Here is a 22,160-nt window from a genome sequence, read left to right as displayed (position 1 = left end):
GCCAGTCCGGATGAACCAGCCGCGCATCTGGTGCCAGCGCATCCGCCATGGTCAATACTGCGGGGAGCTGCTCGATCTCCACGTCGATCGCCGCGAGCGCGGCCTGCGCCTGCGCCAACGTGACGGCTGCGACCGCGGCAAGCGGTTCGCCGTCGTAGCGAATGACATCGCGGGCGAACAGCGGGTGATCCGCGATGCCGATGCCGATCATGCCAGGTGCATCCGCCGCCGTCGCGATCGCTCGTACCCCCGGCATGCGGGCAGCCCTCGACGTGTCGAGACGAATGATACGGCCCGAGGGCACGCCGGCGCGCAGCACCGCGGCGTGCAGCACGCCCGGCAGATATCGATCGATGGTGTAGCGCGTGCGGCCACGCAGCTTGTCGGCGGCGTCCCGCCGGCGCAGATCCATCGTCGCGGAAACGTCGGACATGCTTGCGCCTCCCGATTATGCCTTGGCCAAGGCGAGCAGCGTCGCCTCGACGATGCGTTCGTATCCCGTGCAGCGGCAGATGTTCCCGGTCAGTGCCGCCCGGATATCGTCACGGGTGGCGTCAGGCCGGGTCGTCAAGAGATGCGTCAGGCTCACCACCATGCCGGGAAAGCACATGCCGCATTGGACCGCATCGCTGGCCTCGAGGGCCGCCTGGATGCGGTTCAGTTCGCCGTGAGGAGCAAGGCCTTCGACGGTGCGGATGTCGCGGCCATCGGCCAGCGCGGCGGGCAGCAGGCACGATGGCGTCGGCTCGCCGTCGACCAGCACCATGCAGGCACCGCAAAAGCCTTCGCGACAGACCGGTTTCGCGCCGGTCAGATGCATCTCCTCGCGCAGAATGTCGATCAGCGGCGTGGCGGGATCGGCCACCGAGGAAAGATGATCGCCGTTCACGGTCAAGTTGAATCCCATGTCGATCCTCACCAGTTCAGGAACCAAGCGCTGCGATCGCAGCGCGGCGGACGAGGCCGGGTAGCACGCTGACCCGATACCAGGCCGGGGCATCAACGCTGTCGCGACAGGCGAACTCGTCCACCAACGCGGCCGCGGTCTGCGCGGCCTCCGCCGCATCGAGCGGACGTCCGATCAGCGCTGCCTCGAGCCGCTCCCAGCGGCGTGCCACCGGCTCGACTGAGCCGACCGCGACGCGCGCCGCCTGGACACGGCCCGCGGCATCGATGCTGACCGACAGGCTGACGATGGCGACCGGGTAGTCACCCGATTTGCGCAGCGGCAGGCGGGCATGGGCGCCTCTGCGCGCCGCCCGCGGCAAGATGATCCGCGTCACCAGATGACCGGGGGAAAGGGATGATCGGACCTTCAGGAAATGCGCCAGGCCGATGCGCTCGCGGCCGTCGCGGGCAGACATTTCGACTTGGGCATCGAGGCAGAGTAGCGCCGGCACGCAATCCGCGGCGGCGAATTCCGCCGTCGCAAGGTTGCCGCCGATCGTTGCCATCGCGCGGATCGCGGGATTGGCGGAGCGGCCGGCGGCGTCGACCAGGACCGCGAATTCCGCATGATCGGCCAGGGCCGCCGCGAGTGCCGCATGCGTAACCGCCGCGCCGATCTCGATTGCATCGCTGTCGATACTGATCGTGGTCAGCTCGGCGATCTTGCCGATCGCGACATAGTGGGGCTTCAGCCGCTCGTGGCGGATCGGTGACCGCATGATCCATGTGCCGCCCGCAAAGGCAGCGCCGGCCGCGCCGAATTCGCTCAGTGCGTCGAGTGCGGAAGCGAGCGAGGGCGCGACGTAGATCGACGCAGGTGCATCGTGCGTCTCGCCAGCGACGCTCTGCATGGGAGAACCCGTCGTCATCGGCGCCGCTCCAGTCGCAGGCGATCGAGCAGAACGCCGACGATGACGATCGCGCCGAGCACGACCATCTGGACGTATCCGTCGATCCGGGTGAGGTTCATGCCGTTGGACAGAATGGTGATGAACAGGGCGCCGAGCACTGCGGTGCCGACCCCACCGCGCCCGCCCGCCAGGCTCGTTCCGCCGACCACAGCGCCGGCAATCGCCTGCAGTGAAAGCGCTCCTCCGAGGTTCGGTTCGCCCGATCCGGTCCGCGCCGTCATCATGATCGCGCCGAGCGCCGCAAGCCCGGAGCACAGCACATAGGTCGCGATCAGAGTACGCTTGACCGGCAGGCCGGCGACCGCCGCTGCGCAAGGGTTGGTGCCGATGAGGTAAAGCGAACGGCCGAACACCGTCCGTGTCAGGGTCCAATGGAGCACGGCGCCGACGCCGACCGTGATTGCGATGGCCGCCGGGATACCGAAGACGCTGCCGCCGTAGAAAATCTGCGAGAACGGCGCCGGCACGCCTTGCACGGGCCGTCCGGACGACAGCGTGGTCGCAATCCCGATCGCGATATTGTAGCTGCCGAGCGTTGCGACGAAGGGGTTGACCCCGAGCAGCGCAATAACCACGCCGTTGAAGAGGCCGCACGCGGTGCCGAGCAGGAAACCGGCAGCGAGCCCGGCGAGCAGCACGGCGCCTGTACCATGGCCCGACGCCGTGGCGCCGGCCATCGCCAGCGCGGTGCCGACGCTCACCATCGATACGGTCGGGCCGAGTGCGAGGTCGAAGCCGCGCGTCAGGATCACCACGGTCTGGGCCATCGCGAACAAGGCCAGATAGCTGGCCTGCTGCGCGATGTTGAGCAGGTTGGCCGGCGACAACACGCCACGGTCGACCGCGGCGAAGCCGAGCAACAGCGCCACTAACGCGGCCGGCAGAACTGCGCTCCAGAGCCAGCGACCCGGCGCCAATTTCGGGCGGCCCGCGCTCTTGGCGGCGACGGACAATTCGAGGTCAGACACGAGCCTTGCTCCGTCGGCTGAGTTCGTCCAGCGCCACGGCTGCGACCATGATGACGCCGAGGAAGACCGGCTGCAGCCGGGAGTCGACGTGCAGGAGGTTGAGCGCATTGCCCAGGATGGTCAGGAACAGGGCGCTGATGGCGACGATTTCGATGCGCCCGACGCCGCCGCGCAAGCTCACGCCGCCGATCACAGCGGCCGCGATCGATTGCAGCATCATCCGGTCGCCGCCGAAGCTCGCCTGGCCGGAGCCGACCTGCGCGGTCAGCAGGACGCCAGTTAATGCCGCGAGCATGCTCGAGACAACGTAGGTGCCGACGACGTGGCGCTGGATCGATACGCCCGACACGATGGCCGCATCGACATTGCCGCCGATCGCGTAGACGTAACGGCCGAACAGTGTGCGCCGCTGCGCAAACACCATCACGATGATGATGACCAGCGCGACGTGGACGGCGGTCGGCAGGCCGAGCGCCTGGGCGCGCCCAAAGCCCTTCACGAAGATATCGGGCATGCCGTAAACCGGGATTCCGTTGGTGATCATCAGGCCGACGCCCGCAGTCGCCGACATCGTGCCCAGGGTCACCACGAAGCCGGATACCTTGAGCTTCGCCACGCAGAAGCCGTTGACGAGCCCGACCACGGCCCCGGAGCCGAGTCCGGCCGCCATCCCGCTGGCAATGATGAGGGCGTTGTTGCCGGGAAACGCGATGGCTGCGGCGGCCATGGTCTTGGCGGTCACGACGCTCGCAAGCGCCACGACGGCGCCGACCGAAAGATCGAAGCCGCCCGCGATGATGACCAGCGCCTGACCGCAGGCGACGATCGCGAGCAGCGACGCGTTGCGCAGGATATTGAGGATGTTGATGATACCGTAGAACTGCGGATCGACCGCCGACATGCCGGCGACGAGCAAGACCAGCAGTGCCGGCAGGAACCCGACACGGCCTGCGATCGATCGCAGGCCGATCGCGCCTGGCGGGTTCGCGGTGACCAGCGCGGTGTTCACGCGACCTCCGCGGCGAGATGGTCGCGAAAGAAGCTCGACAGCACGTTCTGCTCGGTCTTCTCGGCGCCCTTCAGCTCGGCGGCGATGCGGCCGTGATGCATGACGTAGAGCCGGTTCGACAGCGCCAGAACCTCCGGCAATTCCGACGAGACCACGATCACGGCGGCGCCGGCCTCGACCAGGCGCTTCATGAACTGGTAGACCTCGAGCTTGGCGCCGACGTCGATCCCGACGCTCGGCTCGTCGAACAGGAACACGGTCAGTTCACGCGTGAGCGCGCGTGCCAGCATCACTTTTTGACGGTTGCCACCGGACAGCGCGCCGACGCTCCTTTCGATGTTCGGCGGCCTCAGCTGCAACCGCTCCATGATGTCCGCGATCGTGGCGCGTTCGGCGGCCTGCCGCAGCACGCCGAAGCGCGCGAACGCGGGCAGGTCGAGGACCGTCATGGATGCGTTCTCGCGGATCGGACGGGATAGCGCGAGCCCTTCAGCAACGCGGTTGGCAGGAAAATAGGCGATGCCGCGCTTGAGGCTTTGCCTGGGGGCCCGGAATTCGTAAGGCAGACCGTCGATCCGGATCACGCCCGATGCCGTGGGTTCGATGCCGTAGGCCGCGCGGATCAGCTCCGATTTGCCGCAGCCGACGAGACCTGCGATGCCGGTGATCTCGCCGGCGCGGGCATGGAAATTCACCTCCTGAACGCTGCCGTCGGCGAGCGTCAGGTTTTCGATGTCGACCATCACCTTGTCAGGCCGGTGGGCGATGGTCGGGAACAGCAGGTCGATCCTGCGGCCGGTCATCAGCTCCACCAGCTCGCCGTCGGTCGAGCCGGCAGCGTCGAGGGTCTGGATGTGGCGGCCGTCGCGCAGCACCGTCACACGGTCGGCAAGGGCGCGGATTTCGCGCATGCGATGCGAGACATAGATCAGCCCGACATTCTGGCTCTTCAGGCGCGCGATCAGCTCGAACAGCCGTCCGGTCTCGCGCTCCGTCAACGAGGCGGTCGGCTCGTCAAGGATCAAAAGGCGGACGCGGCCGAGCAGGGCCTTGGCGATTTCGGCCATCTGCTGGTGCGCGCGGGAGAGATCGTCGATCCGTTGCGCCGGATCGAGATCGAAGCCGAGCTCGTCGATCAGCGCCCTGGCGCGCTTGCGCATCTCGCGTGAGCGCAGCACGCCGCCATGCGTGACCTCGCGGCCAAGGAACAGGTTCTCTTCCACCGTGAGGCTCGGAATGAGCGAGAACTCCTGAAAGACCGGGCTGATGCCGATCACGCGGGCTCGCTGCGGCGTGAGATGGTGGATCTCCTCGTCGCCAAAATGAAACGTGCCTTCGTCCGGCGGAAACGTTCCCGAGATGACATTGATCAGGGTCGATTTGCCGGCGCCGTTCTCGCCGAACAGGACATGAAGCTCGCCGGCACGAACGTCGAGGTCGACCCGGTCGAGCGCGCGAACGCCGGTGAAGCGCTTCGATATCCCCCGCAATCGAAGCAGAGGCTCGGCAGGCTTCGGGTCGATCTCGACATCCATCCGCGTCTCCGTTGGGCCGTGAGCAACACGGGTGGGAGCAGGTGCTCCCACCCGGCACCATTCGTGAGCGGCTTACTTTGCCTTGACCGAATAGACCGGCGTCCAACTCGCCGGCGCCAGCACGAGGTCCATCTGCAATTTCGGTACGGTAGTCTTGTCGATGACCGCGGCGATCGGCTGGACAAGGCTCATGACCGGCTTCTTCTCGATGAGACGCACCGCCTGATCGATCGCGATGGCGCCTTCGCCGACCGGATACTGGGTTGCGAACGCGAGGATGTCGCCGCGATTGAGCGCGTCGAGCATGGCCTGGTTTTCGTAAGACGATACGATCTTCAGGTCGCTTCGGCCGGCCTCGGCAACGGCGCCGATGGCGGCTTCAGCGGTGGGGGCGGTGCCCCAGATCACATTCATGCCGGGATAGGCCTGCAACGCGTCCTGAAGGAGCTGAAGCTGCACGGCGACGCCGGAGTCGCCGAATTTCTCGGCCAGAATCTTGGCGTTCGGGTTCTTGGCAACGGCCTTCTTGAAGCCTTCGTTGAACGATTCCGCCCAGCCAGAGCCGGCCGGACCGGGGAACGTCACGATGTTGAGCTTGTCGCCGGGCTTGGTTTGCGCCAGCAGGCCGGCGCCGGTGACTTCGCCCATGGCGACGAAGTCGACGTAGTTGGCCGCGGGCAGCGCATTCGGCGGCAGCGGGTTGGTGACGCCCACGACCGGCACGCCCTTGGCCTTGGCTTCCTCGAACTTCTTGCTGAGGCCTGCGCCGGAGATGGCGCCAACGATGATGGCATCCGGTCCGCTCGCCATGCAGTCATCGAATTGCGACAGCTGTTTCGGCAGGTTCTCGTAACCTCCGGCCTCGTAGAGGTTCATGTTGACGTTCATCGCCTCGGCCTGTTTGACGATGCCATAGGCGACGGCGACCCAGAAACTGTCCTTCATGTGCGGAAACAGAACGCAGAGCCTGTAGGGCTTCTCGGCCTTCGGCAGCGGCGTGTACTCGGCCGGCTTCGGTGTGCCGGACGACGCGTCGTAGACCTTCATCGGAAACCACGGCGTCTCGGCCGCGGCCGGCGCGACCGCAGCGGCAAGGGCGAGGCCTGCGGCAAGGCCAAGCGCGCGGCGGATCGGCCAAACTCGATTGGAAGAAAGGCACGTCGTACTCCTCATAGCACAATCCTCATGGCTCGAATGGAAGTGGAGGGGCGATGTCGGATCCAGTCCTTTGTGAACGCTCTGTGCCGCCTGCCGGCGGCGCGGCCGGCGATGGCAATCAGCCTGCTTTCCACGTTGCGACCGAGCGCCGCTCGAACACTTCGCGGAACTGGCGCGTGGATTCGGGAAGCAAGGCACCGGTGCCCCAATCGAGGATCACCGCGTGCTTGCGGATCGCGTCGAGCGCGTCGATTGCCCCGCTGCGATAGCGTTGCGCCACCAGCTCCGGATCGAGCCGGACATTGGCAACGCGCTCGGAGCGGATCTTCGCGCGGAGCGCCTCGGTCGCGACCTTGTCGACCTCGTAGTTGCAGAGCTCGGCGTCGATGGTGTGCACCACGACGCCATAGTCCTTGGCGGCACGCTCGACCGAGACATAGTCGTCCTTGATATCCTCGATGACGAGGTTCGGATCGCGCTCCAGCGGATCGCCAAACCCGCCGCCGCCGGCGGTCGGACGCGAGAAAGTGTCGCCTTCGCCGATCGGGACGTCCGAGAAGATCGAGCCGAGCCGCTCCTCGGCCGTGCTGCCGGCGCGCTTCAGGGTCAGGCCGTGCGGCATCGACGGCAGGCCGCCCTCGATGCCCCACACGATCGCACGCTCGCGATCGCAAATGTAGGAGATCACGGTTTTCTCGGCCTGAAGCATCCGCGACGTCTTCACCACGCCGGCGCCGCCGCGCCACTTGCCCGGGCCGGGAGAGTCCTTGAGGATCTCGCATTCCGTGGTCAGGATCGGGTTGGCGCGCTCCTGGCCCTCGACCGGCTGCGACATCAGGCCGGTGCCGAAGCAGGCGGTCGTGACATTGCTGCCATCCTTGCCGTTGCGCCCGCCCCAGCCGCCGGGCAGCCAGTCATAGAACATGAAGATCGGCTTGTCGGAGCTGCGGGCATCGAGCCCGCCGGTGAGCAGATATTCAAGATTGAACGCGCAAGCGAGCGCGCGCTCCGGCATCAGCTTCGACCACATTTCGTAGATCGAGTTCATGATCTTCTCGAACGGCATCAGAAAGCCGGTGACCGCGATCGGCCATTTGGCGTCGACGATGGAGCCTTCTGGGGCGATGATCTCGAAGCAGCGGTAGAAACCGGAATTGAGCGGCAGATCGGGGAAGAAGGTCTTCATGCCGGCCGCGACGGCGGAAAAGGTCGCGCCGAACGCCGAATTGTAGATCGAGCCGATGGTCGGATGGCTGCCGGTGAAGTCGTAAATCGCGCGGTCGCCCTTGATCGTCATCTTGATGCGGATCGGGATCATGCCTTCGCCGCCGGCCGGATCGCGGTCGATGAAGTCGACCGTCTCCCATTCGCCGTCTGGAAGCGCTGCGATGCGTTGACGTGCCGAGCGTTCGACATAATCCTGCACGGCGGCAAGCCCCGTCTCGACCGTATCGCGGCCATATTTGCCGACCAGGCGCAGGATCTCGCGTTCGCAGACGGCCGTCGCTTCGGCCTGTGCCTGGATATCGCCGATGATCGAGGCCGGATCGCGCGTATTCGAGGCGATCAGATGTGCGACGTCCTTGCGCAAGCCGTTCTTGTCGAACAGCCGGACCGGTGTGATACGCAGACCTTCGCGGAACATCTCGCGGGCGGCGACGTCGAACGATCCCGGCACGCTGCCGCCGACGTCGGACCAATGTCCGTTGGACTGGCTGAAGGCGATGATCTTGCCGTCGGCGAAGATCGGACGGATCAGGCGGACGTCGGAGAAGTGCGTGCCGCCGGCATAGGGATCGTTGATGGCGAAGACGTCGCCCTCATGCATGTCGCCTTCGAAATGGCGCATGACATCCTTGCAGGTGAAATGCAGCGTGCCGACGTGGACGGCGATATCCTGGTTGCCCTGTGCCGCGCATTCGCCGTTGGCGTCATGTAGCGCGCTGGAGAAATCGCGATTGTAGATGACGAAGGAGTAGCACGTCCTCAAGACCTGCTCGCCCATCTGGTCGACGCTGGTGATGAAGGAGTTCTTCAGAACCTCGAAGGTCACGGGGTCGAGCGGGAGAGCTCCGGCCATGGTTCACTCCTTCACGCGGATGATGATGTTGAGATACTTGTCGACCTCGGCGCTGGCGCCGGGCGCAACGACGGTGGTGGCATCGACCTGCTCGATGATCGCGGGGCCTTGAAAAGAGAAGCCGCAGGGCAGGTCGTCGCGCCGATAGACAGGTGTGTCGAGCCCGCTGCCCTCGAACCAGACCCTGCGGCGGCTGACCGGCTCGGGGCCAGCGCCGGTCGGCTCGTGGACGGCAAACTCGGCCTTGGGGACCACCCCCACTGCCTTCAGATTGAGACGGAAGAAGCTGACCGGTGCGCTGTCGCGGCGGAAATTGTACTCGCGCTGATGCTCGGCATGGAAGCTCTGCACCAGATCGGCGATCGCGCCGATCGGCCGCGGCGCGTTGACGGCAAGCGAACGCCACTGGCCGCGATACATCATGTCGATCGAGCGCTGCAGCACGATGTCCTGCTGCATGACGCCCTCATGGGTCAGCCGCGCGAGCGCGGCTTTCTCGAGCTCCGCGAACTGCGCCTCGATCTCGGTGGCGTCGGCCTCGGCGGCGTCGACCATGCAGCTTTGCGAAAAATCGTGCTGCATGTCGACGAGCAGGCAACCGAGCGCCGAGGTCACGCCGGGATTGAGCGGTACGATCACGACGGGAATCGCCAGCTCACGTGCGACGTCGACCCCATGCAGGGCACCAGCGCCGCCGAAGGCCACCAGCGCAAAATCGCGCGGATCGTAGCCGCGACTGATCGAGATCAGCCGCACCGCATCCGACATGTTGGCATTGGCGACTTTGACGATTGCATCTGCGGCTTCATGCAGGCCGAGGCCGAACGGCTTGGCGACGCCGCCCTCGACCGCTTGCCGCGCCAGCTCGGGATCAAGCTTGACCTTGCCGCCGGCGAGATCGGTGCCAAGCCGGCCGAGCGTCACATTGGCATCGGTGTTGGTCGGTTGCGTATTGCCGTTGCCATAGCAGGCCGGTCCCGGATAGGCGCCGGCCGATTGCGGGCCGTTGCGCAGCGAGCCGGCCGGATCGGTCCAGGCCAGCGAGCCGCCGCCGGCACCGATGGTGAGCACCTCGATCGATGCGAAGCGGATCGGATAGCCGAACTCGATGTGCCAGTCCTTGGTGATCCGCGACTGGCCCTCATAGGCCAGCGATACGTCGGTCGACGTGCCGCCCATGTCGAGGCCGATCGAATTGGGGAAACCGCAAAGACCGGCGATATGGCGGCTGGCGATGGCGCCGGCGGCGATGCCGGAGCCGGCAAGGCGCGCCGCGAAATCCTTCACGCTCGCCGGCGTCATCACGCCGCCGCCGGTGTGCAGCAGCAGAAGATCGCGGGTGTAGCCCTCGTCTGCTAGGCGTTCGCCGAGCCGGCTCGTGTAGTTGACGACGACCGGGCTCACCACGGCATTGGCGACCGTCGTCGAGAACCGCTCGTGCTCGAAGATTTCGGGAAGCACCTGCGAGGAGATCGAAACCGGAATGTCGGGCATCTCGGCCAGCAGAATATCGCGCATCGCGCGCTCGTTGGCGCCGTTGAGGTAGGCGTTCATGAAGCACACCGCGACTGCGGCGACGCCGCGACGCTTGAGGATGCGTGCGACGCTGCGCGCGGCTTCGACGTCGAGCGGTTCGATCACCGTGCCGGCAGCATCGACGCGTTCGGGCACGGTGAGGCGGTCGCGCCGCGGCACATAGGGCCGGACCACGTCCTTGTAAGTGTCCCAGAGGTCTTCCTTGTTGGCGCGCCGGATCTCGATGACGTCACGGAACCCTTTGGTCGCGACCACTGCGGTGCGCGGCAGGCGGCGCGTGATCAGCGCGTTGGTGGCAATCGTGGTGCCGTGCGAGAATAGCGCCACCTTGGACAGGTCGATGCCGGCCTTGGATACGCCGCCCATGATGCCTTCGATCGGGTCGCGCGTGGAGGAGGTCTTCTCGATGCGCACGAGACCGGTCTTCTCGTCCATGATGCAGATGTCGGTGAAGGTGCCACCGACATCGACGGCCACACGAAGGTTCTGCGCCATGCCTCTTCCTTTCGAACGAGCGTTTCGCCGATCTTAGTCAGAGCGGCGGCTTCCGTTCTTGACGCTGAGCGCAGGAAGATTTGTGCGAGAGAGCGAACCCTGCCGGTGCCCATACATGCCCAGACCGGCGGCGGTGTGCCTAAGAATCGATCATCAGACCAGTCTTCAGGAGTTGGCTGTGCGCGAAATGGCGCGGGCCTCGCTCGGGGTGCATCCGAACCGGCCGCGATAGTTGCGGCTGAACTGCGCCTGGTCGGCAAAGCCCCATTGATAGGCGATTTCCGAAATGCTCTTGCGGCAGTTCGCATCGCGCAGCAGGGCGTCGCACATTGAAAGGCGCTGGTTGCGGATGTAGGCGCAGACGGTCAGACCTTCGCCCTCGAAAATCTGGTGCAAATAGCGCAGCGAGATGCCGCAGCCGTCGGCAATCATCTGCGGCGTGAGCCGCATATCGTCGAGGCGGGCACGGATGAACTGCTCGCAACGCAGCAAATGGCCGTTGCGCACGGAGGACGAGTGTCCGGTCAACACACGGTCGTCGGATTCGATGGCCATCGCGAGCAGCTCGATCAGGTGCTTGCCCATCATCGTGCGCGCCGTCTCGTCCATTTCCTCGATCCGTTCACCGGACAGGCGCAGCGTGTCGACAAACAGCGCGCCGACGCTGCGGCTGGCGTCGAATTGCAACGTGGCGAGGCGCTCGGGCCGGGAAATGCGGGCGCGCAGCACTGCGCTCGGGATCTTCAGACACCACAGCGCCGTCGGCTCCTGATGGCTGAACTCGTAGGGTAGGTGGCTACGTTCGATCAGGAACGCGCCCGGCCGGCAATGCACCACCTTGCCGTCCTGCTCGAAACGGATTTCGGCGAGCTCGGGCACCGTGATCAGGAATGACTCTTCACGCTCGCTCAGGAGATGCCGCTCGTGTCGCTTGTACAGCAGGCCGTTGGCAATGTTGCGGGACACCGAGACAGGGCCCATCGACCAGGCGCCGAGGCGCGCATTGAAGTCGCGCGTGCTCGGGAAGCGCAGGTCGAGCGAGTAATAGGTCTTCGAGACGACCTCCTGCCAGTACTGGCGGCGGGTCTGCAACGGGATGTCGTTGGTCGTGTACGTGACTTGCATGTCTCACTCCCGCCGCCGGCTGTGCCTCCGGTCGTCGTGTCCCCGGATAAAGTTTGGCGAGGACAGCCGGACGGCGTCAAGTCGAATAAAAACGGAAACTGATATTCTAGATTTCGATGGCCTCTTCGGCCTGGTGCCGGTGATCGATGTGGACGGGGGGCCTGGCCGGCCCGACGCCGGCAACCGCAAAGCGCATGAAATCGCGGAAAGCCATGGCAGCCTCCGATGGCTTGGTGTCGCGACGCCAGGCAAGACCGATGTCCATGCTGGGCACCTCGTCCTCGATGACGCGGGTCTCGATCCGCTGCCCCTCCAGCGACCACGGCCGGTAGATCAGGTCGGACAGAATGGCGATTCCCATGCCGCCGGCGACCATGGAGCGGACGGCTTCGACCGAGGAGGTGCGGAACACCGTCTTCGGTTCGAGTGAGGCGTTGTTCCAATAGCGCATCGAGGTGTGCTTGGCCTCGTCGACCGTGAGCATGACGTAGGGATAGGTCGCGACGTCAGCGAGGTGGACCCGCTCGGCACGGGTCAGGGGATGCTCGGGCGCAAGCCACAGCCGGCGCGGCGATCGCAGCAAGGTCTCGCTGGTGAGCATGGCGTTGTCGCGCAGGTTCGAGACCAGCATCACCGCGAGGTCGAGCGCACCATCGACGAGTGCGCGCTCGAGCACGTCGCGCGGCGCCTCGAACAGCTCGATCGTGATTCCGGGGAAACTCGCCTTGAAGCGCATCTGATGACGCGGCAGGAAGTAGCCCGACACGGTGTAGGTGACGCCGACGCGGATCGTCCCGAACAGAGGGCCGGCGGACATCTGCGTGTCGCGCACCGCCTCGGCGACGGCGGCGAGGATTTGACGACCCTGGGAGAGGAAGCGGCTGCCCTCCATGGTGACGGTTACGCCGTTCGGCGCGCGCTCCAGCAAGCGGGCGCAGACGGTGGCCTCGAGCTGCTGGATCGCCGCGGTGACCGCGGATTGCGAGACGTTGAGATCGATGGCCGCCTGGCTGATCCGTCCGGTCTCGGCGGCGGCGACGAAGTAGCGGATCTGTTTCAGAGAAACGGACATCGCGGTTGTTCCGATGTTTGCATAACTCATGAGCAGTGTTTCTCAGCCCGGAGATTTCCGCTGCAACTCTCGTGCCGTCCGGCGGACAGCACGCCGTGGTACCGACCTCAGATGTGCGAGCGCGCAACCGACAGCCACAGGTTTAGGCTTGACCATGCGCGATCGCGTCAGCGCCGGCGGCCGAGGTCCGTTGGCAGATGCGGCGCGCTCCTGGCGATTACGCCATGGCGCTGCGAAGCTTGCCCAGCAGCTCGGTCCGGCTCCTGCGTGCCGCAAGCGCCTGATCCATGTCGACCTTGACGAACTTCACCGGCGTGTTGGGCTGCAGCTGGCCGATCAGATCCATGTCCGCGGCGATCACGGTGCCGACCATGAAGTAGCCGCCGCCGGATACGGCGTCGCGATGCAACACAATCGGCTCAGTGCCGCCGGGAACCTGGATCGAGCCGTAGGGATAGCAGGCATCGGTGATGTTGGACGGATCGGAGCCGGCGCCGAACGGCGGTTCGCGCGGAACGAACTCGAGCGGCTTGCCACCCTTGAAGCGGTAGCCGATCCGGTCCGCTTCCGGCGCGACCTTCCAGGTGTCGGAGAAGAACCCGTTGCCGGCGGCCTCGGTGATCCGGTGCCAATAGAGGCCGGGCATGGCGCGCAGCTCCGTCGGCATTCCCGCCGGTTGCCCGCGTAAATCGTTGGCGACGGTGCGGCCGTCCTTGACCGTCACGCTGGCGTGGCCGACCGGCAATTCGTCGCCGGCCTCGAGCTTGCGGCCCTTGAAGCCGCCGAGCGCGCCGAGTGCGTAGGTCGATCGCGAGCCGAGCACCACCGGCACATCGATGCCACCGGCGACCGCGATGTAGCCGCGTGCACCTCGCTTGAGGAAGTCGAAGGAGAGAATCTGGCCGCGCTTCACCTTGAAGCTGGTCCAGGTCTCGCGCGGCTCGCCGTCGAGTTTCGGCGGCAGCTCCGCGCCGGTGATGGCGATCGTGGCGTCCTCGGTGAATTCGAGCTCGGGCCCCATGAACACTGCTTCAAGCACGGCTGCACCTGCATCATTGCCGACGAGCAGATTTGCGGCGACCAGCGCGTGACGGTCCATGCCGCCGGAGAGCGGGATGCCGATGTGATAATAGCCGGGACGTCCGAGGTCCTGGACGGTGGTCGCAAGACCCGGCTTCAAAACCCTAACGGCCATGGAGAACTCCATCGAGCTTGCTGTTGTAGCCATCAATGTCGCGGTTGAACTCGGTCAGCGAGAACGAGACGTCGCGGATCACGGGCGCAAATCGGCCGGCGTCGACGTCGGCGACTGCAGCGTCATAGGCTGCCCGATCGATCGGTTTCCATTTCACGATGTCGCCCGGTTTGAACAGGCACATGAAGTCGCGCAAATAGCTGATGGTCTGGTTTGGATCGTAGATCGGCATCGGCGTGATGCCGAACATCTGGTAACCGCCGGCGCCGCGCACCGAATAGATGCAGCTGAAACAGCCGCCATGCCCGACGGTGAGCTTCGGCGTATCCGTGCGCGGGCGCAGATATTTCGGGGCCTGAAGCTGCCGCTTGCGCTCGACCATCTGGTAGAGGAAGGGCAGGCCGGCGACGAAACCGACCATCGAGACGAACCAGGGCGCGCTGGAATGCGCCTTGATGAAGGCATCGACGCTGTCGAGGCCGTTGATCCGCGCGGCGTATTCGAGGTCGGTGCCGTCGGGATCCTGGTGACGCTCGCGGAAGCGCATCAAGGTCTCACGGGTCCAGGGATCGTTGTAGAGCACGGGAATCTCGATGATCCGCGTCTTGATCACCGGTTCCGATTTCTCGGATGCGGAATCCAGCCGTTTCAGCTCGGCGAGGAGATCGTCCGGCTTGATCCGATCCGGATCGAACTTGACCTGATAGGACGCGTTCGCCGGGCAGATCTCGGTGACGCCCTTGATTCTGGCGTCGCGCACCGCATTGGTGATGAACAGGCTCTTGAAAAAGGCCTCGAGCGACATTGCCTCGCCGACCTCGGCGAAAATGTGCTCATCGCCGCCGAAGGAAAATCGAGTTTGCATGCTAGCGGCCTCCTGTTGCTGACGGGGCGGATTCTCTCGCCATCATGAGGCGACCTTCGCGGCTGATGGCGGCTGAGCGGGGGCGAGGGCGGCGGCATGGGACTCAAGCCATGGTTCGAGCCATGCCGTATGGAAGCGTCCAGCCTTCACGTCGGCGTCGCGGGTCAGCGCCTGGTGCAGGGGCTTGGTCGTAAAAATGCCTTCGACGCTGAGCTCGGCAAGCGCGCGCTCGAGTTTCTTCATGGCGCTCGGCCGATCCTTGTCGTGCACGATCAGCTTGCCGAGCAGGCTGTCGTAGAAGGGAGGCACCGTGTAGCCCTGATAGAGCATGCTGTCGAAGCGAACGCCGTCGCCGACGGGCAGGCTGAGCGCGCTCACGGTGCCCGGGTTCGGCAGGAAATTTCTGGCAGGATCCTCGGCGTTGATACGGACCTCGATCGAATGGCCGCTGACGCGCATCTCGTTCTGGCTGATGCGCAGGCGTTCGCCGCCGGCGATCTGGATCATCTCGCGGACGAGGTCGATGCCCGTGATCATTTCCGTCACCGGATGCTCGACCTGGATGCGGGTGTTCATCTCCAGGAAGTAGAATTCGCCGGAGGCGTCGTCGTAGAGATATTCGAGCGTCCCGGCGCCGCGATAATTGACCGCTCGGGCGAGTACCACGGCCGAGGTGCAGAGCCTCTCCCGCACGGCCTGGGTGAGGGAGGGCGAGGGGGCTTCTTCCCACACCTTCTGTCGGCGGCGCTGCAACGAGCATTCGCGTTCGAAGCAATGGATCACGTCGCGTCCGTCGCCGAGCACCTGCACCTCGATATGCCGCGCGCCTTCGATCAGCTTTTCGACGTAAAGTCCGCCGTCGCCAAAGGCCGCGAGCGCCTCGGCCTGTGCCTGCGGCATCAGGTGTTGAAACTCCTCAGTCGACCGCGCGATGCGGATGCCGCGTCCGCCACCTCCGGCGGCAGCCTTGATCATCACGGGGAAGCCGGTTTTCTCGACCAGCGCGAAGGCCGCTTCCGCCGACTCCAGCCGCCCCTGGCTGCCGGGGACGGTCGGCACGCCGGCTGCGGCGGCGGCCTCGCGTGCCGCGACCTTGTCGCCCATCAGCCGGATCGATTGCGCGGTCGGGCCGACAAAGATCAATCCCGCCGCTTCGACAGCGGCGGCGAACTCGGCGTTCTCGGCCAGGAAGCCGTAGCCGGGATGGATGGCGTCGGCGCCAGTGCCCCGCGCCGCGGCGAGGATGGCCGCCTGGTTGAGATAGGATTTCGACGCTTGCGGCGGACCGATATCGATCGCTTCGTCGGCGAGCCTGACCGCAAGCGAGTCCTGGTCGGCCTTGCTGTAGACCTGCACGGTTGCAATGCCGAGATCGCGCGCCGCGCGGATGATGCGCACCGCGATCTCGCCGCGATTGGCAATGAGGAGCTTCTTGATCGCCATGGCTGGTCGGAGAGCCCTAAACGTCGATTTCGGCGATCGGCTGGCCTGCCATCACGGCATCTTCATTTTCGGCCAGGAAGCGGACGATCTTGCCGGCGATGCCGGCTTTCACCTCGTTGAACGATTTCATCACCTCGATAAGCCCGATCGTGTCGCTCTCGGCGACGGCGTCGCCGTCGTTCTTGTAGACCGGCTTGTCGGGCGCGGGCTTGCGATAAAAGATGCCTGGGAGCGGCGAGAAGATCTGCTGCGTTGCCATTGTTTCCTCGTGGTGTATTGGTTCGTTGCCGCGACGGTTCAGCGCGCGGTGAGATAGGGGCGTACCGCCTCGCGGACGGCCTCGGCGATGGCGACGGCGTTCGGCGTGTCGGAGTGGATGCAGATCGAATCGGAGCCAACCACGATGTCGTTTCCAGCCACCGTGCGCGTCTTGCCTTCATTGACCGCCCTTGCGCATCGGGTGGCGGCGTCGGTCGGATCCTTCGCCTCGTGCTCGCGGGTGATAATCAGGCTGCCGTCGGCATTGTAGTCGAGGTCGGCATAGTATTCGGCGACGAAAACATGACCGCGCCGCTCGTAGACCTTCTGGTGCAGCGTTCCCTTCATGCCGAGCAGCGGCACCTTGTAGACGTCAGCGGCATCAGCCACGGCTTCGGCGATCTCCTCGCTACGCGATGCCATGCCGTAAAGTGCGCCATGCGGCTTGATGTGATTGAGCGCCATGCCTTCGGCATCCAGGAAGGCCTTGAGTGCACCGATCTGATAGAGCAGGCAATTGGCCAGCTCCTCGCGGTCGATCTTCATCTCCCGGCGACCAAATCCCTGCAGATCGGGCAGCGACGGGTGCGCCCCGACCTTGACGCCAAATTGCTTGGCGAGCTGCACGGTCTTGCGCATGTGATTGAAGTCGGAGGCATGAAAGCCGCAGGCGACGTTCGCGACGTCGATATGAGGCATCAATGCCTTGTCGTCGCCCATCTTGTAGAGGCCGTAGGCCTCGCCCATGTCGCAGTTGATCACGACCATCTCCTGATTTCCTTCCAACTGGCTATGCATATGACCGGCGAAGGCCGCCCCGGGGTATGACTGGCGCACCCAGGGCGGCACATTGCCGGGTTACTTGGACACCAGATAGTCGAGCGGGATCTTTTCCGAGATCGTCCACTGGTCGATCACCTGCGGCTTGCCGGCCTCGGTGTCGACGATCAGGTAACGACCCTGGTTCTGGTGGTGGATGTCCTTGGTGAAGGTGCGCGGCCCGAACAGCGTGGACTCGTTGTTCATCTTCTCGAGCTCGGCCACGACGGCTGCCGCATCGGTCGATTTGGCGCGTTCGACCGCCTTGGCCCAGACGTCGATCAGGACGTAACCCGGATAGACGTACTGGCTGGAGGGGTCACCGCCGGTGACCTCCTTGTACTTCTTGTTGAACTCGTTGACCTTCGGATTCGGATCGTCGCCATAGACCGAACCCTGCACCGGGACATAGAAGTTCGAGAGATCAGGAACTGCGTTCATCCAGTAGCTGCCGTCGACACCCGACCCGTTGAGTATCATCGACTTGATGCCGGCGGCGCGGATCTGCTTGATGGCGGAGACCGCGCCCGGCATCATCGTGCAGAGCATGATGGCGTCAGGCTCCTTCGGCAGGCTCTTGATGCGCGTGATCTGCGAGGCGATCGAGGCATCGTCGTTCTTGAAGGTGTCGCTGCCGACCAGCTTGGCCTCCTTGAGGCGCGGCAGCATCCAGTCGAAGCCGTCGCAGATGCCCTTGTTGTAGACGGTCCAGCTGTCGAGCAGCCGATAGAAGCTGCGTGCGTTCTTCTTGGTGTAGGCCCATTCCGACATGGTCGCTCCCTGCACCGGTGCCAGCACCGAAGCCGAGAACGAGAACGGGCCGACGCCGGGGATGCCGGCCTTGATCGATTCGGCGCAGAGGAAGAAGGAAACCTTGCCGGCAGCCTGCGCCTGCAGCGCCGCGGGCGCGCCAAAATCGTAGTCGCAGGAGACGATGACGAGGTCGGCACCCTGGTCGAGCACCGCAAGGCCGGCCTTGGCACCCTCGGCCTGATCGGTCTTGGTGTCGGCAAAGACGGGCTTGATCTTCTTGCCGAGCAGGCCGCCCGCCTTGTTGATCTCCTCGATCCGGATCAGCGCCGCGTCCTGCGCCGGCTTGTCATAGGCCTGCATGAATCCGGATGCAGCGGTCGCAAATCCAACAACGATCTCGTTGGCTGCCCGGGCCGGCGTGAACCAGAGCGCGGATGCTCCGGCCAAGATGCTGAGTAATGTCGTAAAGCGCATAACCCCACTCCTCCAATTGTACAAACGAGCGTCAGTGCAGTTCCTTCAGCGCGGTCCGGACCGGCTGCGTCAGGCGGCGCTGCAACGGCCATCGACGCCAGGAGAATTCCTGGTTGCGGGTCAGTCCGGTCGGCAAGTACATCAGGATCGCGATGGTGATGATGCCGATCGCGATCTCCTGGACACCGTTCGGCAGGCCGACGGTGTGACTGCCGAGGCTGATGCCCTTCTCGAGATTGCGGAACAGCTCGATCAGCACGGATATCGCGACCACGCCCGAGACGGCTCCGCTGAGGCTGTACATGCCGCCGACCACCAGCATCGACAGCGTGATGAATGTCGTCCGCAGATAGAATGCGCCGGGATTGACGATGCTCAGGAAATGCGCGTACAGCGCGCCGGCAAGCCCGATGATGAAGGCGCTGACGACGAAGGCGATCAGCCGTTCGCGGACGATATCGATCCCGGAGGCGCTGGCCGCGACCGCTTCGTCGCGCGTGGCGCGAAGTGCCAGTCCGGAGCGCGAGATCGAGTAGAGGTAGGCGATCGCGATGGCCACGGCGCCGCCGATCCATCCGGTCCAGACATTCATGGTGGGCGGAATGCCGACGATCGAACCCTGTCCGCCGGTCACCGAATCCCAGTTCGAATAGACATTGTTGATGACGCCGAGCAGGCCGAAGGTCGCAATCGAGGCGGCGATGCCCGACAGGCGCATGATGACGCGCCCGACGATCAGCGCGAACAGTGCCGCAAACAGTCCGGATATCGGCGTCGCCACCCACATCGGCAGTTGTGCGTGGAGCAGCCATGCCGGCAGGCCCTTGAGCGTGATCGACTTCATCACCGGCGGAATTGTGAGCCAGGCGGTCATGTAGGCGCCGAGGCACATGAAGCTAATATGCCCGAACGACAGCAGGCCCGAATTGCCGACGAAGACGTAGAGCCCGACCACCACCATGATGTTGATGAACATCTCGACCACGGTGCGGTTGAAGGCCCGGCTGCCGAATTGATAGGAGAGGGCGGCCATGATGAGCAGCGCCACGATCAGCACGATCGGCGTGATGATCGTTTGCCGGATGACGGACGGCCGCTGCGACATCGATCAGACCCTCTGCTTGGCGGATTTCGGTGCGAACAGACCCTGCGGCCGGACCAGAAGGACGACGATGACGGCGCCGTATACGAAGGCGTCGCGGAATACCCTGGCGTCGTGTGGCAGGGTCGCCTGGAACACGACGCTGGCCGCACCGATCAGGAAGCCGGCGGCAACGGCGCCGGGAATGCTGCCGAGGCCGCCGATCACGGTCGCGATGAACGCGATCAGCATCACGTTGGCGCCCATGCCGATGTCGGCAGTGCCGGAATTGGTCGCCAGGATCAGGCCGATCGCCGCCGCCAGCATGCCGCTGATGGCGAAGGCCAGCAGGATTACGCCGTTGGCGCGGACCCCGAGCATGCGCGCCATGATGAAATTGTCGGCGGCCGCGCGCATCTCGAGCCCGTAGCGCGTGCGCTTGAGGAACAGGACGAGGACCACCAGCACGGCCAGCGTGATGATGATGGTCACCACCTGGAGCATCGGGATGTGAGCGCCGAGGAATTCGACCGGCAGGCCGAGGCTCGGCCACAGCGTGATCGACTTCGGCCGGCTGGAAAACAGCATCAGCAGGAGATGCCGGATCACGAAGCCGAGCGCGAAGGAAGCGATCATCATCGTCGCCGGATTGGCATTGCGGAAGCGGCGGAAAACGACGATCTCCGACAGGATCGACAGCGCGGCTCCGATCAAGAGCAGCAGCGGGATCAGCAGATAGAACGGCAGCTGCCCGGCAAAGACGATCGCCGCCGCATCGATCGACGGCCACAGCATGGCGAAGACGCAAAACGCGATGAAATCGCCGTGGGCGAAGTTGACGAGCCGCATCACGCCGAAGATCAGGGCGATGCCGAGCGCACCAAGGGCGTAGAGGCTGCCGAGGCTGAGCGCATCGAAGATGATCTGCAGCAGCTCGCGCATCTCAATGATCTCCGAAGCCGAAATAGGACTGCTTCAGGCGATCATCCCTGACCATGTCGGCCGCAGGGCCCTCGAGCACGATGCGGCCGCCGCGGATCAGGACCATCCGTCCGCCCGTCATCATGGCGCGTGTCGAGCTCTGCTCGACGATCAGGAGGGTGAGCTTGCGCGTCCGCAGCCGCACCAGGATCTCGTAGACTTGGTCGATGATCTTTGGCGCAAGGCCGAGCGACGGCTCGTCGATCGCCATGATGCGGGGCGCGGCCATCAAGGCGCGGCCAATGACGAGCATCTGCTGCTGGCCGCCGGAGAGCATGCCCGCCGGGGTGTGGCGGCGCTCGGCCAGCATCGGGAATTCCTCGTAGACCTGATCCAGATCGTCGGCGATCTTCTTGCGGTCGGCACGCATGCCGGTTCCGACCTTCAGATTCTCCTCGATCGTCAGGGCGCCAAAGACATTGCGTCCCTCCGGAACCAGGGAGAATCCACGCCGGGCGATGTCTTCGGGCGCGGCACCCGTGATCTTGGCGCCATCGATCATGATGGACCCGGAGCCCGGTGGCACGACGCCTGCGATGGCGTTGAGCAAGGTCGACTTGCCGGCGCCGTTCGGGCCGGTCACGAACAGGATTTCGCCTTCATCGATCTTCAATGTCAGGCCGCGGAGAGCCGTCAGGCGCCCATAGCTGACGGTGATGTCGTCGACGGCAAGCAGCGTCATGACGCGACGGCCTCTTCGGCGGCGACCGGCGGAAGCGGCTCGTCGCGCTGCGTACCCATATAGGCGTGCCGCACCGCATCGCTGTCACGGATCTGAGCGGGCGGGCCGGCTTCGATGACCTCGCCGGAATCGAGGACGTAGATCCGCTCGCAGAGCTCGAGCACGAGTCCGATATTGTGCTCGATCAGCAGCACCCCGACATTGAGCTCGCCGGCGATCCGCCGGATGATGGCGGCAAGTTCGTGGCTCTCATGCTCCGACATTCCGGCCGCCGGTTCGTCGAGCAGCAGATAGCGCGGTGTGCACATGATGGCGCGGCCGATCGCGACGCGGCGCTCGTCGGTATAGGGCAGGGCGCCGGCGATCGTGTTGGACAGATGCGAAATGCCGAGCCAGGCCATGACGCGCTCGGCTTCACCGATCGCCTCCGGACGGGATTGGCCCAGGCCGACGCCGGTCACCTCGAGGTTGTCCATCGCCGGCAGGTCGCGGAAAAGCCGGCCCGACTGGAAGGTCCGCGCCACGCCTTTGCGGCGCAGCTTGTGCGCTGCAATGCCACTCAGTGTGTCGCCTTCCAGTTCCACGGTTCCGGCGCCAACCGGCTGGAAACCTGTCAGCACATTAATAAGGGTGGTCTTGCCGGCTCCATTCGGACCGATCAGTCCGACGATACGTCCCCGCGGTACGGCCAAAGTCACGTTGGACAGCGCCTTCAGGCCTTCGAATTGGACGCTGATATCGCGAGCGACCAACTCCAAACCATCGGACATGA

At 64.9% G+C, this 22,160-nt stretch carries 20 protein-coding genes and 1 pseudogene; all 21 read right to left on the bottom strand.

The annotated features are described in order from the left end of the window. Positions 1-433, bottom strand: a pseudogene (locus E2I15_RS26615) (xanthine dehydrogenase family protein molybdopterin-binding subunit); the annotation flags it as partial. Between the two features lie 15 nt (positions 434-448). Then, positions 449-907 (bottom strand): (2Fe-2S)-binding protein, encoded by a 459-nt coding sequence (locus E2I15_RS26610; RefSeq protein WP_137479291.1) that lies wholly within the window; start codon positions 905-907, stop codon positions 449-451. A 16-nt stretch (positions 908-923) separates the two neighbouring features. After that, positions 924-1,817: an FAD binding domain-containing protein gene (locus E2I15_RS26605; protein ID WP_246668109.1), complete on the bottom strand. Its 894-nt coding sequence runs from the start codon at positions 1,815-1,817 to the stop codon at positions 924-926. Then, positions 1,814-2,827 carry an ABC transporter permease gene (locus tag E2I15_RS26600; protein WP_137479290.1) on the bottom strand — a complete coding sequence of 338 codons (1,014 nt, stop codon included), beginning with the start codon at positions 2,825-2,827 and terminating at the stop codon, positions 1,814-1,816. Before E2I15_RS26600 ends, E2I15_RS26605 begins: the two co-directional genes overlap by 4 nt. Then, complete coding sequence (locus tag E2I15_RS26595) at positions 2,820-3,836, bottom strand: ABC transporter permease (protein WP_137479289.1); 1,017 nt, start codon at positions 3,834-3,836, stop codon at positions 2,820-2,822. The genes E2I15_RS26600 and E2I15_RS26595 overlap by 8 nt, the downstream gene beginning before the upstream one ends. Then, complete coding sequence (locus E2I15_RS26590; protein ID WP_137479288.1) at positions 3,833-5,371, bottom strand: sugar ABC transporter ATP-binding protein; 1,539 nt, start codon at positions 5,369-5,371, stop codon at positions 3,833-3,835. Before E2I15_RS26590 ends, E2I15_RS26595 begins: the two co-directional genes overlap by 4 nt. Positions 5,372-5,443: 72 nt before the next feature. After that, positions 5,444-6,544, bottom strand: a complete 1,101-nt coding sequence (gene torT, locus E2I15_RS26585) for a TMAO reductase system periplasmic protein TorT (protein ID WP_137479287.1) — start codon at positions 6,542-6,544, stop codon at positions 5,444-5,446. A gap of 103 nt (positions 6,545-6,647) precedes the next feature. Continuing rightward, positions 6,648-8,609 (bottom strand): hydantoinase B/oxoprolinase family protein, encoded by a 1,962-nt coding sequence (locus E2I15_RS26580; RefSeq protein ID WP_018270944.1) that lies wholly within the window; start codon positions 8,607-8,609, stop codon positions 6,648-6,650. Between the two features lie 3 nt (positions 8,610-8,612). Beyond that, positions 8,613-10,640, bottom strand: a complete 2,028-nt coding sequence (locus E2I15_RS26575; protein ID WP_137479286.1) for a hydantoinase/oxoprolinase family protein — start codon at positions 10,638-10,640, stop codon at positions 8,613-8,615. Positions 10,641-10,805: 165 nt separating this feature from the next. After that, entirely contained in the window at positions 10,806-11,765 is a 960-nt protein-coding gene (locus tag E2I15_RS26570) for an AraC-like ligand-binding domain-containing protein (protein WP_170991543.1), read from the bottom strand. Positions 11,766-11,871: 106 nt separating this feature from the next. Further along, a complete protein-coding gene (locus E2I15_RS26565) occupies positions 11,872-12,837 on the bottom strand; it encodes a LysR family transcriptional regulator (RefSeq protein ID WP_137479285.1) in 966 nt (321 codons plus the stop codon). A gap of 217 nt (positions 12,838-13,054) precedes the next feature. Then, positions 13,055-14,032, bottom strand: a complete 978-nt coding sequence (locus E2I15_RS26560; RefSeq protein ID WP_137479284.1) for a 5-oxoprolinase subunit C family protein — start codon at positions 14,030-14,032, stop codon at positions 13,055-13,057. Next, positions 14,022-14,897 (bottom strand): 5-oxoprolinase subunit B family protein, encoded by an 876-nt coding sequence (locus tag E2I15_RS26555; protein WP_137479283.1) that lies wholly within the window; start codon positions 14,895-14,897, stop codon positions 14,022-14,024. Before E2I15_RS26555 ends, E2I15_RS26560 begins: the two co-directional genes overlap by 11 nt. 42 nt (positions 14,898-14,939) lie before the next feature. Beyond that, a complete protein-coding gene (locus E2I15_RS26550; RefSeq protein ID WP_137479282.1) occupies positions 14,940-16,340 on the bottom strand; it encodes an acetyl-CoA carboxylase biotin carboxylase subunit in 1,401 nt (466 codons plus the stop codon). Between the two features lie 16 nt (positions 16,341-16,356). Next, positions 16,357-16,599, bottom strand: coding sequence for an acetyl-CoA carboxylase (locus E2I15_RS26545; RefSeq protein ID WP_018270951.1), 243 nt, complete (start codon positions 16,597-16,599; stop codon positions 16,357-16,359). 38 nt (positions 16,600-16,637) lie between these two features. Beyond that, positions 16,638-17,366: a 5-oxoprolinase subunit PxpA gene (gene pxpA, locus E2I15_RS26540; RefSeq protein ID WP_137479281.1), complete on the bottom strand. Its 729-nt coding sequence runs from the start codon at positions 17,364-17,366 to the stop codon at positions 16,638-16,640. Between the two features lie 90 nt (positions 17,367-17,456). Beyond that, complete coding sequence (locus E2I15_RS26535) at positions 17,457-18,644, bottom strand: ABC transporter substrate-binding protein (protein ID WP_028345052.1); 1,188 nt, start codon at positions 18,642-18,644, stop codon at positions 17,457-17,459. A 31-nt stretch (positions 18,645-18,675) separates the two neighbouring features. After that, positions 18,676-19,749, bottom strand: coding sequence for a branched-chain amino acid ABC transporter permease (locus tag E2I15_RS26530; protein ID WP_137479280.1), 1,074 nt, complete (start codon positions 19,747-19,749; stop codon positions 18,676-18,678). A 3-nt stretch (positions 19,750-19,752) separates the two neighbouring features. Beyond that, positions 19,753-20,667 (bottom strand): branched-chain amino acid ABC transporter permease, encoded by a 915-nt coding sequence (locus tag E2I15_RS26525; RefSeq protein WP_170991542.1) that lies wholly within the window; start codon positions 20,665-20,667, stop codon positions 19,753-19,755. Between the two features lies 1 nt (position 20,668). Next, positions 20,669-21,388, bottom strand: a complete 720-nt coding sequence (locus E2I15_RS26520; RefSeq protein ID WP_137479279.1) for an ABC transporter ATP-binding protein — start codon at positions 21,386-21,388, stop codon at positions 20,669-20,671. Next, positions 21,385-22,158, bottom strand: coding sequence for an ABC transporter ATP-binding protein (locus E2I15_RS26515; protein WP_137479278.1), 774 nt, complete (start codon positions 22,156-22,158; stop codon positions 21,385-21,387). Before E2I15_RS26515 ends, E2I15_RS26520 begins: the two co-directional genes overlap by 4 nt. Positions 22,159-22,160 lie beyond the last annotated feature (2 nt).

This window comes from Bradyrhizobium sp. BR2003, from assembly GCF_009720285.1.
Classification (GTDB): Bacteria; Pseudomonadota; Alphaproteobacteria; order Rhizobiales; family Xanthobacteraceae; genus Bradyrhizobium; species Bradyrhizobium elkanii.
Note: the sequence above shows the minus strand (reverse complement) of the source record. Positions and strands in the feature narration are given on the sequence as shown.